At 62.2% G+C, this 15,982-nt stretch carries 9 protein-coding genes; 5 read left to right on the plus strand and 4 right to left on the minus strand.

Features of this window, described 5'->3' with window-relative positions:
* The first annotated feature begins 156 nt into the window (after window positions 1–156).
* Window positions 157–546, plus strand: a complete 390-nt coding sequence (locus tag ET524_RS10370; protein ID WP_129425616.1) for a YbaN family protein — start codon at window positions 157–159, stop codon at window positions 544–546.
* 36 nt (window positions 547–582) lie between these two features.
* Here the strand turns inward: ET524_RS10370 and ET524_RS10375 are convergent, their stop codons facing one another.
* The 3 genes from ET524_RS10375 to ET524_RS10385 form a co-directional block, all read right to left on the minus strand.
* The gene (locus ET524_RS10375; RefSeq protein WP_161566697.1) at window positions 583–3,513 is read right to left on the minus strand and encodes an ATP-binding protein; all 2,931 of its coding nucleotides are present in this window, start codon (window positions 3,511–3,513) and stop codon (window positions 583–585) included.
* A gap of 107 nt (window positions 3,514–3,620) precedes the next feature.
* The gene (locus tag ET524_RS10380; protein WP_236648308.1) at window positions 3,621–4,907 is read right to left on the minus strand and encodes an ATP-binding protein; all 1,287 of its coding nucleotides are present in this window, start codon (window positions 4,905–4,907) and stop codon (window positions 3,621–3,623) included.
* A gap of 167 nt (window positions 4,908–5,074) precedes the next feature.
* Window positions 5,075–6,571 (minus strand): helix-turn-helix transcriptional regulator, encoded by a 1,497-nt coding sequence (locus tag ET524_RS10385; protein ID WP_161566698.1) that lies wholly within the window; start codon window positions 6,569–6,571, stop codon window positions 5,075–5,077.
* A 218-nt stretch (window positions 6,572–6,789) separates the two neighbouring features.
* Between ET524_RS10385 and ET524_RS10390 the strand changes: the two genes are divergently transcribed.
* From ET524_RS10390 to ET524_RS10400, 3 genes are read left to right on the plus strand one after another with little or no spacing between them, the layout of a single operon-like run.
* On the plus strand, window positions 6,790–9,687 hold the full coding sequence (locus ET524_RS10390) for a molybdopterin-containing oxidoreductase family protein (RefSeq protein WP_129425624.1): 2,898 nt from the start codon (window positions 6,790–6,792) through the stop codon (window positions 9,685–9,687).
* A 15-nt stretch (window positions 9,688–9,702) separates the two neighbouring features.
* A complete protein-coding gene (locus ET524_RS10395) occupies window positions 9,703–10,371 on the plus strand; it encodes a 4Fe-4S dicluster domain-containing protein (RefSeq protein WP_129425626.1) in 669 nt (222 codons plus the stop codon).
* Window positions 10,372–10,374: 3 nt separating this feature from the next.
* Window positions 10,375–11,253, plus strand: a complete 879-nt coding sequence (locus tag ET524_RS10400) for a dimethyl sulfoxide reductase anchor subunit family protein (protein WP_129425628.1) — start codon at window positions 10,375–10,377, stop codon at window positions 11,251–11,253.
* Between the two features lie 572 nt (window positions 11,254–11,825).
* On the opposite strand, the gene ET524_RS10405 is transcribed toward ET524_RS10400, so the two are convergent.
* A complete protein-coding gene (locus ET524_RS10405; protein WP_129425630.1) occupies window positions 11,826–12,755 on the minus strand; it encodes a LysR family transcriptional regulator in 930 nt (309 codons plus the stop codon).
* 338 nt (window positions 12,756–13,093) lie between these two features.
* Here ET524_RS10405 and ET524_RS10410 point away from each other — a divergent pair, with 338 nt between their 5' ends.
* On the plus strand, window positions 13,094–15,982 hold the full coding sequence (locus ET524_RS10410; protein ID WP_129425632.1) for a molybdopterin-containing oxidoreductase family protein: 2,889 nt from the start codon (window positions 13,094–13,096) through the stop codon (window positions 15,980–15,982).

Below are 15,982 nucleotides of genomic sequence, written 5' to 3' on the forward strand. Positions count from 1 at the left end.
CTTGCGTTCGGGAGTAAGCGAACAATTTGGGAAAGTTGCGATTCAGGACAATTTCGATTTGGGAATCTATTGAAGGGTTTATCCCTATCGCGGGGATGATGGGAGCTTTGTTATTATGAGCGAGTGGATTATTAAACCTAGTAGGTAGGAATTGGTTTGAGCGCTCTTAAGAAATGCTTGTTTGTTATCCTTGGCTCGTTGTGCACGGCGCTGGGCATTGCTGGTGTGTTCTTGCCCGTTCTGCCCACTACGCCATTGTTGCTTGCGGCGGCGTTTTTCTTCTCGCGCAGTTCGGAGCGCTTGAATGCTTGGCTTGTTGAGACGAAGGCTTATAAAGCTTACGTTGAACCCTTCAAGAGCGGCCGAGGCGTTACGGTGAAGAAGAAGCTGACCATACTGGGCATCTCGTACTCGATTATGGCGGTGAGCGCTGTCTTGGTTGCCAAACCCATCGTGTGGGGCATTCTTGGATGCGTCGCGGTATTCCTCCTGTGGCTCGTGGCGTTTTATCTACCGACCGAGCGCAGCGTGTTCGACGAGGAATAATGTTTCGGCAAATGCCGGTGATTGCCTGCGCGGCTGCTACCCGTGGCGGTATTTCGCTAGGGCTTCCTTAAGAATGTCGAGCTGAATGGGCTTGGAAACGTGGTCGTTCATGCCGGCTTCTTTGGCGGTTTGCACGTCCTCGGCGAACGCGTTGGCCGTCATGGCCACGATGGGCACGGTGGCGGCGTCGGGGCGGTCGCTCAAGCGGATGGCGCGCGTGGCCTCGTAGCCGTTCATCTTCGGCATCATCACGTCCATGAGGATGACGTCGAACGTGCCCGGCGCCTTGCTGCAGAACAGGTCAACGGCTTCCTGACCATCGGCGGCGCACGTAACCTGCGCGCCTTCGTTCTCCAGCAGCGTGCGGGCAATCTCGGTGTTCAGCTCGTTGTCTTCAACCAGCATGACGCTCATGCCGGTAAGGGAGATGTCGCTGGCGTTTTCGTCGTCGCTTTGATGCGTCTGCGGGTTGCGGTCGATGGTGAACGGCAGCATCACTGTGAACGTGCTGCCTTCGCCCAGCGTGCTGGTTGCCGTGATGACGCCGCCCATCTCCTCGACAAGCGCCTTTACGATGGGCATGCCCATGCCGGTGCCCTGGTAGTTGCTGCGCGCGTCGTCGTTGGCCTGCGTGAACGGCTCGAAGATGCGCTCGAGGAATTCCGGCGTCATGCCGATGCCCGTGTCGGCGATGGTAAAGCGGTACGTCACCACGTCGCCCTCTACGCCCAGGTTCACGGTTGTGCAGGTGACGCTGCCGCCGGGTTTGTTGTACTTGATGCAGTTGTCGACAAGGTTCAGCAGCACGCGTCGCACGTGCACGGGGCTGCCGTACACGTTGGGGAAGTCGAGGGTGCGTGCGCCTTTAATGGCGAGGTCGACGCCGCGCTCGTTGGCGCGCAGCTGCCCCAGCATGTAGATGTCGCGGATGAGGTCCTCAAGATCGAACGGCTCATTCTCCAGCTCAACGGCGCGGTCTTCGATTTTGCTCATCTCAAGGATGTCGTTGATGAGCGTGAGCAGATGGTCGGCCGCCACTTTCGCCTTCTTGCGGTTTTGCGTGGCAAGCTTCGCGTCGTCGGGATGCAGGTCGCCGATTTCCAGCAGGCCGATGATGCCGTTTAAGGGCGTGCGGATGTCGTGGCTCATGCGCGACAAGAACGCCGTTTTCGCGGCGTTGGCGGCTTGCGCTTCCTGTTGCGCGAGGCGTGCGCGCCGCAGCAGCCACACGAGGACAAGGATAAACACTATCAGCACCATAAGCACGCTGACGACGATGATAATTCGATGCTTGCTGACGAATTCCGCGAAAGCGGATTCGTCTTCGGTGCGGGTATCTTGCGAGTACGTTGCCGCCGTGAGGGCGTCTTTCGAGTTGATGACGCCTTTGCTCACGATGCTGAGCAGGGTGTAATCGCCCTTGCGCATCCAGCAGGTCAGCTCGGCGCCTTCGGCAAGTTCCGTTGTTTTCAGGTCGCTCATATCGACCTTTTCGCGAAGGGGATTCAATGCGGGAACTGACACAATCGTGCAGCCAGCGCGCCCGGTCTTCACGGCTTCGATGCACCCGACTGCATCAGCGTATTCGGTGATGTTTGCCTGGGGGTAGCGCGTGTCCAGCACGGCTTTGTTCACCAGTTGCGCAGGCGCCTGGGCGATGGAACCCAATGCGGCGTCAAGGTCGTTGCTGCTGTACAGGGCAACAAGTGCCGTGCTGGCAAACGATGCCGATTGGATGCATCCGGCCTGCTCGGCAATCCAGTAGTCCTTGTAAACGGGCGCAATAACGTCAACGGCGCCATTTGCAAGCGCGTCTTGCAGCTCCGCGTTCGACTGGAAAGCCGTTGCTTCTATTTTTACCCCAAACTGGTTTTCCAGCGTGTTGATCAGCTCGGTCAGCGCGCCTGCAAGCTCGCTGCCTCTTTCGGTGCTGTAGGGCAGCACGTTGTCAAGATAGCCGAACTTGATGGTGTTGCCGCGCGCGGCAAGCCACGAGCGCTCGGTGTTCGTGAGCGCCGACGTGCCGGCGTTGCCTACGGAGTAGCGGGTTTTCACCTCATCGTTGTAGCGCGGGTTCGCCGCGCTGATGGACGTCATGGCGGCGTTGATCTGGCTCATAAGGTCGGGGCGAGATTTAGGCGTGACCAGGAAGTAGTTGCTTTCGCCAACGCTGAACACGGGCTGCGCATCCTCGGACGACATCGTGTCGTTCATGATGATGGCGTCCACTTCGTCGTTCGAAAGGGCGTCGAACAGCTCGTTGCCGGTGCTGTAGAACTTATAGTTGCAGGTCACGCCTTCGTCGGAGAGCCATTGCATGCCCGCTTCGGTTTGCATGACGCCGCTGTTGCAGCCGATGGTCATGCCATTGAGCGCCGCAGGGTCGCCTTGCGTGAGCGCATCGTTGCTGGGCTTGGCGTAGATGTAGTAGTGTTCGGTGCCTTGCGCGTTCGTGGAATACAGCAGCTTTTCGGCGCGCTCGGGCGTGTAGGAGATGTTGGGCATAAGGTCGATTTCGCCGGCCTCAAGCTTGTCCATAAGCTCGGTGAACGTGCCGGGAACGTATTCGTAATTCCACGCGGGCGCGTAGTACGAAAGCGTTTGCAGGTATTCGTAACCCCAGCCCGATTGGTATTCGCCGGGCATGCCGCTTTGAAAGTCCTGGTTGTTCAGCAGCCAGCCGACGCGCACGGTTTGCGCGCCGTTGGTTTCGCCGTCGGACGTGGCGGTATTTTGGTCGCCGGCGTTCGAGGCGTTGCTTTCCGTGGAAGCGGCTTCGCTGTTGTGGAGCGATTCGCCGACGGGGGTGGAGGCTTCGCTGGGGGCGGCGAATCGCTCGCTTGCGTCCATGTCTGCGGCCTGCGCCGCGCCGGGGGCGGCGGGAACGCATGCGAACGCCAGCAGCGCGCACAAAAGCAGCGCGACTGCGCGGTTTGCGGCCGATGTCAGGTTGCACGAAGCTGGCAAAAGCGCTCTTTCTCCTCGGGGTTTAATCTCGCACGATTCTAACAAACAGCTACGAGCGAACTCCAGCATTGTCCGCCGGCGAACACGGAACGTTCAAGGGGGCGCTTTCATCCCCACAGCTTCTCGCTGAACATGGCATAGAGCGGCACGTTCGCCATCCAGTCTTGTTGTTGGTAGCCGGAAAGGGAAAACCGCAGCGCTTGAACATCGGGATAGCGTTCTTTGAAAGCGCGTAAACTCTTTGCTCGAAGGTTCTCTTCGGCCTTTACTTCGATGGCGTAAGTTTTCCCGGCCTTTTGTGCAAGAAAGTCAATTTCTCCGCGGGAATTGTCGGCGGACCAGTAAAACGGTTCAAGTCCGCAGCTTGCGACAAGCTGCTGGCAGACGTACTGCTCGGTCAGCGCGCCTTTGAATTCCGTGAATGCCGCGTTGCCTTCTGCGATAGCTTGCTGGTTGAGCCCCGAAAGTGCCCCAAGCAAGCCTATATCCAGGCAGAATAGTTTGAATGCGTTGTCGCTTGCATACGAGGAAAGGGGGACGCCTGGTTTCGAGACTCGGTCGACCCTTGTTGCGAGCCCAGCCTGGACAAGCCAGGTTATCGCCGAGCGGTAATCGCGCGCTCTGGCGCCATCGTGGATTTGGCCGAACACGAACTTTTTGTTCTCGCGCGACAGATGAGCAGGTAGTGAATCCCAGACTGCAAGGACGTGCTCGGTTTCGCGTGCGCTTAGGTGCTTTGACGCATCGAGTCGATACGAGCGAAGGATTTCCTCCTGCACGTTACGCGCGCTTTCGAGAGCGCCGTCGTCGATGAACGCCGCAACGGCTTCCGGCATGCCTCCAGCGAAATAATATTGTTTGAGCAGCTCGGTAAGCTTCGGTCCAAATGCGTTGATGCTTGTCGGGTCGCCTTCGTCAACGAGCTCGCGCAGCATGGTGTTTCCCGTTGCGTCGAGAAACTCACGGAAGTCGAGCGGGTGCAAATCAAGCATATTAACTTTGCCGACGGGAAACCCCGTGCCTTCGTGAACGGTAGGGCCGAGCAGCGATCCGGCGGCGGCAATGTGGATGTTGGGCGCTTGTTCCTGGAAGTATTTAAGCGAGGTTAGCGCGCGCGGGCACTCTTGAATCTCGTCGAGGATAAGCAGCGTGGAGCCTTCGACGATTTTCTCCCCCGTGGCCGCTTGCAGGTTGGTGAGGATTCGCCGCATATCGAAGTCGGCGGCAAAAGACGCGGCAAGTGCTACTGATCCATCAAAGTTGGCGTAGGCGACGTTGTCGTAGCGCGTTGTGCCGAATTCTTTGAGTAGCCATGTTTTGCCGACCTGGCGGGCTCCGTTGAGGATAAGGGGCTTGCGGCGCTTGGAGTTCTTCCATGCATCGAGCGCTGTCATGAGGTGTCTCTTCATGATGCGGCCTTTCGATAGTATTGGAATTACGTCCTGATTTTAACCAAAAATGGCGAAAACAAGGACGTAAAATCGCCAAAAATGGCGAAAATCAGGACGTAACTGGAAATCTGGCAAGGGGCTTGCCCCTGCCGGATGGCTGACTCCGCTTGTTAGCCCTTTTCTTCTTGGATGAGGTCGATCATTTCTTGGGCGGAGTGGACGCCGAGTTTTTGGTAGATGTGTTGGCGATGCGTGCTGACGGTGCTCTTCGACAGGCACAGCTCCTCCTGCACGTAGGGCAGGTTGCGGCCTTTCGCGAACATGATCATGACCTCGCCTTCGCGCTCGGTCAGGCCGTAGCGCTCGATGACGGCGCGGCAGCGGTCTTGGAAGCGCTGCTTGCGGTCGGTGGGCATGATGCTTAACGCCAGCGCCAGCGAGCGCTCGGTGAACACGAAGTTGTTCACCAGCACGATGAGCAGCACGCACGTGGCTGCTGCGGTGAACGCTCCCTGCGCGTCAAGCCCCACGCCGTACCACAGCCAGCGTCCTACCAGCATGCCCACAAGCGGGCCGGCGGCCCAGACCGCGCGGATGATGCCGAACGCGAACAGGCACGACGTTTGGTAGCGGCGGCACAGGCCGGCAATCAAAATCCACATGCCCATGCCCAGGCACTGAAACGCCGCAACGTCGATGGATAGCGGCACGAACGCGGGCACTTCGGGAAACAGCATCGGCACGGGCAAAAGCAGCGCGCCTATCAGCAGAAACGTGGTGATTAGACGATAGACCACCTCGGGGCCTTTGATGCCGCGCGACGTGATAAGCACCAGCGCCACGCTGATGGAGCCTACGGCCGTCAACGTGGTGACGGCGCCCTGCGCCACGGCGTAGGGCGTGACGGCGCCCGCGGCGAAGTGCCCCATCTGCACGTACAGCGTGCGCGACAGCTCGTAGGATGCGCCGGCCACCAGCATGGTCAGGCCGAACGCCAAGATAAGGCTGTGCAGTTGGCGCTTGTCGGCGTCGTCGGGGTCGGCCTGCGCCGGCAGCGAGTTCGCCTGCCGCTTGTCCATCTTCAGGTCGGACACGCCGTAGAACAGAAACACGGCGGCAACGGGCCCCATGCTGGCGCACATGAGCGTGGCTTCAAGCTGCCCGAAGAACAGAAACGCGAAGAACAGCACGCTGGAAAGCAGGTAGCCGATGGCGATGGCGGCGGCGGACTGCCTAATGGAAAGCATACCGATGACGGCGCCGAAATTCATCAGAAACAAGCCCGAGAACACGCCCGTTGCCAGGCCGAAGCCCACGGCGAACGCCGTGCCGGCAGCTCCGGGCGCGCCGGCGCCCAGGATAAGCAGCGTGCCTATGGCCATGCCTGCGGGGAAAACCCAGCGCGCGAGCACCGAACCCAACACGCGGTCGAAGCTTTTGTGGAACAGGCCGCACGCCGCCAGCGTGGCCGTGGTGGCAACGATGGACAGCAGGTATGCTTGATCGAGGATGGCCTCACGATTGTCGAACCCGGCGTACAGGTTCATGCTCTGAAACGCCATGAGCGGCCACGCCAGCACACACCCCAACGCAATGCCGATGCCCCAAATGGCCGGCGTCAGCAGCTGCGCCGTAGCGCGCTGCGTTTTGGTTTCCCTTTCCCCCAAAAGTGCTCCCCTCGGCAACTCATATCGATTTGCTTTCATTATAGGTATGCTTCACCCGCTGAGAATGCCCCGATTTTCGCGAATTCGCAAAACCCCAGTTCAGCGCATGTCATGTCTTTCGCACGATATGGTGAAATCGGCTCTCGTACCCGATTCGCGCCCCTCATCTCGCCCGGTATCGTCGGTTTCGTTGAAAAGACGAGAGAAGGAGGAGATGCATGGGCAAGCTTACGATGACGCGTCGCGCGTTCACGAAGTTGGCCGCCGCCACCGCGGCCGCCACTGCCGTTGTTGCGCCCGCGGGCGCCGCGCTGGCCGAGTCGAGCACTGTCACTGCAAGCAAGGCGGGCGACACCAAGCGCGTTCGTTCCTGCTGCCGCGGCTGCGGCAAGATGGAATGCGGCGTGTGGGTTATCGTCGAGAACGGTCGCGCCATCCGCACCGAGGGCGATGAAAGCGCCTTCCAGTCGATGGGCAACCACTGTGGCAAGGGCCAGGCGTCGCTGCAGGCGGCGTATCACCCGGACCGCCTGTACCACCCGATGAAGCGCACGAACGCGCGCGGCGAGGACGATCCCGGTTGGCAGCGCATCACGTGGGACGAGGCCATGAGCACCATCGCCGAGAAGCTGCAGGAGACCATGGACCGCTACGGCGGCGAGGCCATCTTCGGCATGTCCGGCACGTCGCGCATTTGGGGCATGTTCGCGTACGGCGCGCTTGGCCAGCTGGTCGGCAGCCCGAACATGTGCATCCCGTGGCAGGTGTGCAAGGGACCGCGCTTCTTCGCCACCGCCATGAACTCCATGATGCAGGCTTCCTGGATGGAGACCGTCGGCCGCCCGAAGGTGTACACGTCGTGGGGCACCGGCCCGGAGCTGTCGAACTACGACGACTCGTGCCGTACCATTGTGGACGTTGCCGAGAAGGCCGACACGCACATCGTGGTTGACCCCCGCATGACGAACCTGGGCAAGGAAGCCGACATCTGGCTGAACCTGCGCCCCGGCACCGACGGCGCCATGGCCATGGGCTGGTTGAACATCCTCATCAACAACGAGCTGTACGACGACCTGTTCGCCAAGAAGTGGACGAACGGCCCGTTCCTCGTGTGCAACGACATCGAGGCCACCGGCTACGAGACCTACCGCTTCACCAGCGGCAAGTTCCAGATGAAGACGCGCCTGCTGAAGGAAAGCGACCTGAAGGAAGACGGCGACCCGCACAAGTTCATGGTGTGGGACAACCTGAACAACCGCATGACGTACTTCGATGCAGGCACGGGCCTGTGGGAAGGCGAAACGTGGAGCAAGCCCACGGCCGGCCACGAAGGCATGCAGGAGCACCTGGTGCCCGGCGTGTCGCAAGGCTGGGTGCCCGACCCCACGCCGTTCGATCCTGAAATCGACCCCGCGCTGTACGGTGAGTTCGAAGTGGAACTCAAAGACGGCAAGAAGTCGAAGGTCACGCCCGTGTGGCAGCTGTTCACCGACCGCGTTTCCGAGTACACGCCCGAGAAGGTTTCCGAGATCACCGGCGTGCCGGCCGAGACCATCAAGACGGCGTGCCTGACGCATGCCAGGCGCATCGACCCCACCACCGGTTACGGCAACGGCGGCATCCAGTATCAGCTGGCCATCGAGCACAGCTGCAACGCCATCGCCATGGTGCGCGCTATGGACACCTACATCGGCCTGTCGGGCAACTGGGACGTTCCCGCAGGTCACCGCGGCGGCACGCAGGGCGACTTCGTGTTCAAGGCGGGTCTTGGCGCCGTGGCCCCCGGCATCCCGAACATCTCGGCCGAGGAGTTCAACAAGACGCTGGGCATCGAGGACTACCCGCTGCTTGGCTGGTGGCAGGGCTGGGCGGACGACGCCAGCGTGTGGAAGGCCATCGAGACGGGCGATCCGTACCCGGTCAAGGCCGGTTGGTGCTCCACGGGCGACTTCATGTGCATGTCGAACAGCCTGCAGAAGTGGCGCGCGTTCCCGAACCTGGACTTCTTCGTGTGCGAGGATCTGTGGAAGACGCCGACCGCTGGCATGGCCGACATCCTGCTGCCCGCGCAGCACTGGCTTGAGACCGACTGCCCCCGCATGTCGCAGGGTCCCTCGGGTGGCCAGGGCGCAACCGTGCGCGCCATCGAGCCGCCGGCGGACACGAAGCACGACATCGAGATTGCCACGATGATCTACCAATATATGGGCAAGCAGTGGGGCCCCGACGACAACAAGTGGCCCGACCGCATCGAGAACCTTGACATCATGCTGAACACCGGCCGTGCGGGCGCGCCCACCACGTGGGAAGAGTACCGTGACGACTTCGAGCAGAACGGCTGGAAGGACTGCAAGGTTGTTGCGCCCGACACGTGGGGCACGTACCGCCGCTACGAGACGGGCATGATGCCGCTGAAGGCCTACGGCGACAAGAACGCGCTCGAGGAATTCGCCAAGCCCGGCTTCGGCACCCCGACGCGCAAGATGGAGATTTGGTCCACGCTCATCGAGACGTTCATGCCCGAGGACGAGGAAGACTTCCTGCCCACGTACAAGGAGCCGCCGCTGAGCCCGATCGCCGACCCGGAGATGAACGAGAAGTACCCGTTCACCGCCACGTCTGGCCGCCGCATCCCCGTGTACTTCCACAGCGAGCACCGTCAGCTGCCGTGGTGCCGCGAGATGTGGCCGGCGCCGCGCATCGAGATCAACCCGCAGGATGCCGCGCGACTGGGCATCGAGCAGGGCGACTGGGTATGGATCGAGAACGACAACGGCAAGATCCGCCAGGTGGCCGACCTGTACCACGGCGTCGCGCCCGGCGTGGTGAACTTGGAGCACCAGTGGTGGTTCCCCGAGCTTGACCAGGCCGACAAGGGCTACGACCTGTGCGGCTGCAACTGCCTGGTCACCACGGGCAAGGGGTATCAGGACCGCATTTCCGGCACCAGCTACCTGCGCGCCTACCCGGTGAACATCTACAAGGCCACGCCTGAGAATTCCCCGTTCGGCAACCCCGTGCCGTGCGACCACAAGGGCAACGAGATCATTCACGACGCATCCGACCCGCGTCTGAAGGAATGGCTGCCGAACTACGACATCCGCAACGAAGCGTAAAGGGAGGTGCGGAACATGACTCATTATGCGATTGCGACGGATCTGAACCGTTGCGTGGGCTGCCTGGCGTGCAGCGTCGCTTGCAAGGCCATGAACAATGTGCCGGTGGGCGATTATTGGAACAAGACGTTGCGCATCGGCCCGAACCCGAAGAAGGACGGCTGCGGCACGTGGCCGGACATTGAGATGTACTTCATGACCGTGCAGTGCCAGCATTGCAAGGACCCGGAGTGCGTGAAGGTGTGCCCGACCGAGGCGTCGCACATTGCGGCCGACGGCACGGTGCAGATCGACAAGTCGAAGTGCATCGGCTGCCAGTTCTGCGCCATGAGCTGCCCGTATGGTGTGCGTTACCTGAACACCGAGGAGCGCGTGGTAGAGAAGTGCACGCTGTGCGAGCAGAAGATCGCCCAGGGCGAGCTGCCGGCGTGCGTCGCCCAGTGCGGCGGTCGTGCGCGCTTCTTCGGCGACCTTGACAAGGGCATCGATAGCTTCGAGGCGCCGTGGGTGGTTGACGTCACCAAGGGCGACCCGAGCTACGACAAGACGCTGCACAACCGCATCACGCTGAAGGACTGCGTGCCGGCGTACAAGGAATCCGACGTGCATCACCTGCCTGACGTGGGCAATCATCCGTCGTTCGTGTACATCCTGCGCAACCGCGATTGGCAAGGGGAGGAGTAAATCATGGAACTGCAATGGCCTTTGATTCTGTTTACCACCCTTACCGCCTGGGCGTGCGGCGTGTTCGGCGTGCAGGGCGTGCTGGCGCTGAAGGGCGCTGGCAAGAAGTCGCAGCAGCTGCTGGCCGTGGTGTCGTGCGTGCTGCTTGCGGTTGGCGGCATCTGCGTGTTCTTCCACCTGCAGCACTGGGAGCGCATCTTCAACGGCTTCGGCCACATCACGTCCGGCATCACGCAGGAATTGATCGCGATCGTGGTGTTCGTGGTTGCCGCGGTGGCTTACTTCGTGATGGCGCGCAAGAGCGCCGACGGCGGCACGCTGCCGAAGTGGATGGCCGTGCTGGCGATCGCGATCTCGGTCGTGCTGGCCGCCGTGTGCGCGCACAGCTACATGATGCCGGCGCGCCCGGCGTGGAACTCCGTGCTGGAGGTGCTGTCCATCGTGGGCGCGGCCTGCCTGCTCGGCCCCGCGACGGTGGCCGTGGTGCTGGCCGCCAAGGGCGAGGACACGCAAGCGCTGGGTATGCCCGCAATCGTCGGTTCCGTCATCGGCGCCGTGTGCACGGCAGCCTACGCCGCCTACGTCCAGATGAGCGCGGGCTCGTTCACCGAGGTGGGCTACTACTTCGACCCCACGCACCCGACCAAGGCCATGGTGGACGCCGGCGCCGCCATCGGCGACCAGGCGCTGCTCCTGTGGCTCGGCGCGGTCGTGGTCGGCGCCATCGTGCCCCTGGCCTGCTGCCTGCTCGCCAGGAAGAAGGGCGACGCGGCAAGCTGGAGGCTCTTCGGCGCGGTTGCCGTGGTCGCCGCCCTGGCCGGCGCCATCTGCCTGCGCGTAGCTTTCTACGGCGCGGGCCTGAGCGTCTTCATGTTCTACTAGGGCGTCGCCGAAGTGGGACGAAGGGACAGTCCCTTCGTCCCACTCGCGGACGGCCCTCCCGGCCGTGCAAGATTTCGAACTTTCCGGGTCTTCGCGCTCTTTCGGGCCGGGTTTGGTGCAGGAAATCGAACTTTCCGTCGCTGCCCGACGGCGTCTTCGGGCTCTGGAGCCCGCTCGGTGCAGGAAATCGGACTTTCCGAGCCTCAAGGCCCGTCGCGAGGCTCGGAAAGTTCAAAAACCTGCACCTTTTCCCGGGCCGGGCGTCGCGAAGCACGGAAAGTTCGGTTTCTCGCCGCCCCGAACCGCCCGCGCTCCCCGGAAGATGGTGACGCGCCCTCCGGGCGCTGCCAAATCGGGGCGGAGCTCTCGCTCCGCCCTACGAAAAACGGTTACGTTGTCGGCCGGCCCCATCCCAACGGCCCGCCGGCCCTTTGAAAACCGACTCCCTTCCTCAAGCGGCCCCTTCCGCTTGGAGGCTTCCTTTCCCCTTACCCCTTGCAAACAGGAAAGCCCCCAAGCGGAAGGGGCCGTTTTGCGTCTTGGGGTCGAGTGCTCGCTGAGAAGTTGGCCGCTTATTGCGTGCGCTTTGCGGCTTTTCGTTCGTCGAGCATTTTGCGCACGTCGTTCACCGACTCGAACAGCGGTTGGAGCCGTTGCTCGTTTTCGGGGCGATACACCAGGTAGCTGGTCAGCTCGCTCAGCTCGCCGACAAGCGGCACGCCCGCGCGGCATCCCGTTTCCAGCAGCAGGCCGACCTGTTTCTCCGTCCTTTTCCACAGCAGCACGTCGCCGCGCAGGGGCGTGCCGAAGAACTCAACGTTGTTGCAGGCGGAAACCTGCCGGGTTTTCGGCTTGAAACCGTGCGCGCTGCAGGCGGCGCTGATCTGGTTCCACGACGTCTCCGTCACGTCGCTGGTGAACTTCAGCAGCGTCTGGTCGCGCAGGTCTTCCCAGGTGATCTCGCTGGCGGTGGCAAGCGGGTGGTTCAGCCCCACGATCGCGATGAGCGGCGCGGCAGTGAACGGCCGGCAGCGCAGTCCGCGCTCTTGCATGTCGGTGGGGCTGACGTACTCGATAAGCACGTCGCACGCGCCGGATTCCACCAGCTCGATAGGGTCGCCGACGCTTCGGTTGAACACCACCGTTGCGCGGCGCGTTTCGCGGGCGATCATGGCCGTCATGGACATGAGGGCCGACACGTCGGAGTCGTCCATGCAGCCGATCACGTTGATGGGTCGCATGCTTTTGATCAGGTTGATCGAGCGCTTCGTACGGTCGTAGGCCTCAACCATAGCGCTGGCGTTCTCGAACAGAATGCGCCCCGCCTCTGTGAGTTGCAGCCCTTTTCGGTCGCGGTCAAGCAGGTCGATTCCGAATTCCTTCTCAAGTGAAAGCACGTGTTTGCTGAGCGCCGGCTGCGTGATGTTCAGATTGCCGGCCGCTTCCGTGAAATTCAGGCACCGCGCAAGTTCGATGAACTCGCGTCCGTATTCGATGTTCATAGCTGTTCCCCTCGCTGTTGCTCGGCGCACCTGCGCCGACTCCCCGCATGCAGCATGCCCTCAGTATAGTACGTACGCGCGCCCGCAGGCGCCATTTCGCCATCCGGCGGCGCGTTCGTTCCGTTATAGGTGCGCATGGTTCGGGCATAGGCATATTCCCCAACGGAATGCCGGCAGCCAAAGCGGAATGGCGCGGCGGCCGCTCATCCTCATTCGTTATTTCCCTATCTTCGTGGCGCTTCCCATACTGAAGGGGAGGGTTGCCGACTCGTCTCGGCGCAGCGCGAAAGCGCAAGCTCGTGGGGACGGGCGGTGAAAAGACGAGAAAAGGAGGAGGTATGGGATCGCTTAGCATGTCGCGCCGCAGCTTTGTGAAGCTGTCGGCCGTCACCAGCGCCGCTGTGGGGATTGCCGGATCCGCGCCAGCTTTGGCCGCGGCGGACACGATGCCCAACGCAACGGAGAAGTCGAGCGAGGTCAAGCGCATCCGCACCGGCTGCCGCGGCTGCGGCAAGATGGAGTGCGGCGTCATCGCCGTGGTGCAGGACGGCAAGGTCATCCGCATGGAGGGCGACCCGACGGCGTTCCAGTCCATGGGCAACTGCTGCACGAAAAGCCAGGCAGCCATTCAGGCGGCGTATCATCCCGATCGCCTGCACTACCCGCTGAAGCGCACGAACGACAAGGAATCCGACGACCCGGGTTGGGTGCGCATCAGCTGGGACGAGGCCATGAAGACCATCGTCAGCAAGTTCGACGAGCTGCAGGCGAAGTACGGCGGCGAAAGCCTGTTCGGCATGTGCGGCACGTCGCGCGTGTGGTGCATGTTCGGCGCCTCGAACGGCATGTACCTGTGGGATTCGCCCAACATCGTGCAGGCGTGGCAGATTTGCAAGGGCCCGCGCCATTTCGGAACGCTTATGTGCTCGAGCTTCGCCGACAGCTGGATGGAAACCGTGGCGCACCCCGACGTGTACGTGGCGTGGGGCGGCGCGTCGGAGATGTCGAACTACGACGACAGCTGCCGCACCACCGTCGACGTGGCCACGCGCTCGAACACGCACATCTGCGTTGACCCGCGCGAGACGAACATGGGTAAAGAGGCCGACTATCAGCTGCACCTGCGCCCCGGCACCGATGGCGCCATGGCGCTGGCCTGGACAAACGTCGTGATCGAAAACGAGCTGTACGACGATTTGTTCACGAAGAAGTGGACGAACGCGCCGTTTTTGGTGTGCGAGGACATGGAGCCGACCGGCTGGACGGAAAACGCGCCCATCATGATGACCCCGTTCGAGCTGAAAACGCGCCTGCTCAAGGAAAGCGACCTGGTAGAAGGCGGCAGCCCGAAGCGCTTCATGGTGTGGGACAACATCGGCAACAAGCTGACGTATTTCGACGCGGAAACCGGCTTTTGGGAAGGCGAGGACTGGAAGCGCCCCACGGCGGGCAAGGAGGCGCAGCAGGAGAACTTGGCGCCTGGCTTGCATCAAGGCTTCGTCATCGATCCGACGCCGTTCGATCCCGAAATCGACCCGGCGCTGTTCGGCGAATTCGACGTGGAGCTCAAAGACGGCACGAAGCACAAGGTGCACCCGGTGTTCCAGCTGTACGCCGAGCGCTGCGCCGAGTACACGCCCGAGGTGGTGGAAGGCATCACCGGCGTGCCGGCGAAGGACATTCGCGAGGCCGCGCTGAAGTACGCCACGCGCGTGCATCCCGAGAAGGGCTACGGCAACGGCGGCATCCAGTACATGCTGGCCACCGAGCACGCGAACACGGCCATCCAGAACGTGCGCGCGCTTGATTACCTGACGGCCATGACGGGCAACTACGACACGCCCGCCGGCCAGCGCGCGTCCACGCGTGCGCCCATCGAGGGCGGCCAGATGGGTTTCGCGAACAATGGATCAGGCATGCCTATGCTCTCACCTGGGCAAATGGACAAGTTGCTTGGCAGCCAGGATATTCCGCTTTTGCAGTGGTGGGGCATGTGGGCCGACGCCACCGCAACCTGGAACGCGGTGCTGACCGGCGATCCGTACCCGGTGGTGGGCGCGTTCAACTCGTCAGGCAACTTCATGAACCAGTGCAACACCACCATGGTGTGGGAGGCGCTGAAGAAGCTGGACTTCTACGTGGAGTGCAACCTGTGGCATACGCCCGGCGGGGGCACGTGCGACATCGTGCTGCCGGCCGCGCACTTCCTGGAGCTGTCCAGCCCGCGCTCGTCGCAGGGCGCATCGGGCGCGATGGGCGCCACGGTGAAGTGCATCGACCCGCCCGGCGAGGCGAAGTTCGACGGCGAGATCATCCGCATGCTGTACGAATACAAGGGCATGCCGTACAACGTCATCCCGGGCTTTCCCGAGTATCCCAGCGTCGAGCAGATGCTTGACATGGCGGTTGCCGGGTTCGAGCCGAAGGGCTGGAAGGTGTTCGAGCAGCGCTTCCAGGAGTACGGCTGGTGGGATTGCAAGGAAACCGAGCCGGAACTGTGGGGCACGTACCGTCGCTACGAGACGGGCGCGAACCGCGGGCGCAACGCGGGCGGTTTCGTGGGGTCGGAAGGCGATCACCTGCCCGGCTTCTACACGCCCACGAAGAAGATCGAGATCTGGTCCACCGTCATGGAGTCGTACCATCCCGACGGCCAGTGGAACCTGCCGACGTACCGCGAGCCACCGCACAGCCCGGTGAGCGATCCGGAGATGTACAAGGAGTATCCGCTGATCATCACCACCGGCCGCCGCATCCCGGTGTACTTCCACAGCGAGCACCGTCAGCTGCCGTGGTGCCGCGAGCAGTGGCCCGTGCCGCGCGTGGAGATCAACCCCGACGATGCGCGCGAATACGGCATTGAGCAGGGCGATTGGGTGTGGATCGAAACGCCGTACGGCAAGATTCGCGAGGTGGCCGACCTGTATTACGGCGTGCGGAAGGGCACGATCAACTGCGAGCATCAGTGGTGGTACCCCGAGTTCAAACAGTCGGGTTCCGGCCACGAGCTGAGTGCGGTGAACCACCTAATCGACCCCTGGGCGCGCGACCCGCATTGCGGCGCGTCGAACCTGCGCGCGTATCTGGGCAAGATCTACAAGGCAACGCCCGAGAACTCGCCGTTCGGCAATCCGTGCCCGTGCGACCACAACGGTGTCGAGATCATCCATTCACCGGATGACCCGCGCTTGAAGGAATGGCTGCCGACTTATGAGGGGAGGGAGTAG

The organism is Senegalimassilia faecalis (assembly GCF_004135645.1).
Classification (GTDB): domain Bacteria; phylum Actinomycetota; class Coriobacteriia; order Coriobacteriales; family Eggerthellaceae; genus Senegalimassilia; species Senegalimassilia faecalis.

What these genes read in the sequence shown, in the direction of transcription:
- ET524_RS10380 (WP_236648308.1), bottom strand. Translation starts at nt 4,907, where the DNA reads ATGACAGCGCTCGATGCATGGAAGAACTCCAAGCGCCGCAAGCCCCTT.
- ET524_RS10390 (WP_129425624.1), top strand. Translation starts at nt 6,790, where the DNA reads ATGGGCAAGCTTACGATGACGCGTCGCGCGTTCACGAAGTTGGCCGCC.
- ET524_RS10395 (WP_129425626.1), top strand. Translation starts at nt 9,703, where the DNA reads ATGACTCATTATGCGATTGCGACGGATCTGAACCGTTGCGTGGGCTGC.
- ET524_RS10400 (WP_129425628.1), top strand. Translation starts at nt 10,375, where the DNA reads ATGGAACTGCAATGGCCTTTGATTCTGTTTACCACCCTTACCGCCTGG.
- ET524_RS10405 (WP_129425630.1), bottom strand. Translation starts at nt 12,755, where the DNA reads ATGAACATCGAATACGGACGCGAGTTCATCGAACTTGCGCGGTGCCTG.
- ET524_RS10410 (WP_129425632.1), top strand. Translation starts at nt 13,094, where the DNA reads ATGGGATCGCTTAGCATGTCGCGCCGCAGCTTTGTGAAGCTGTCGGCC.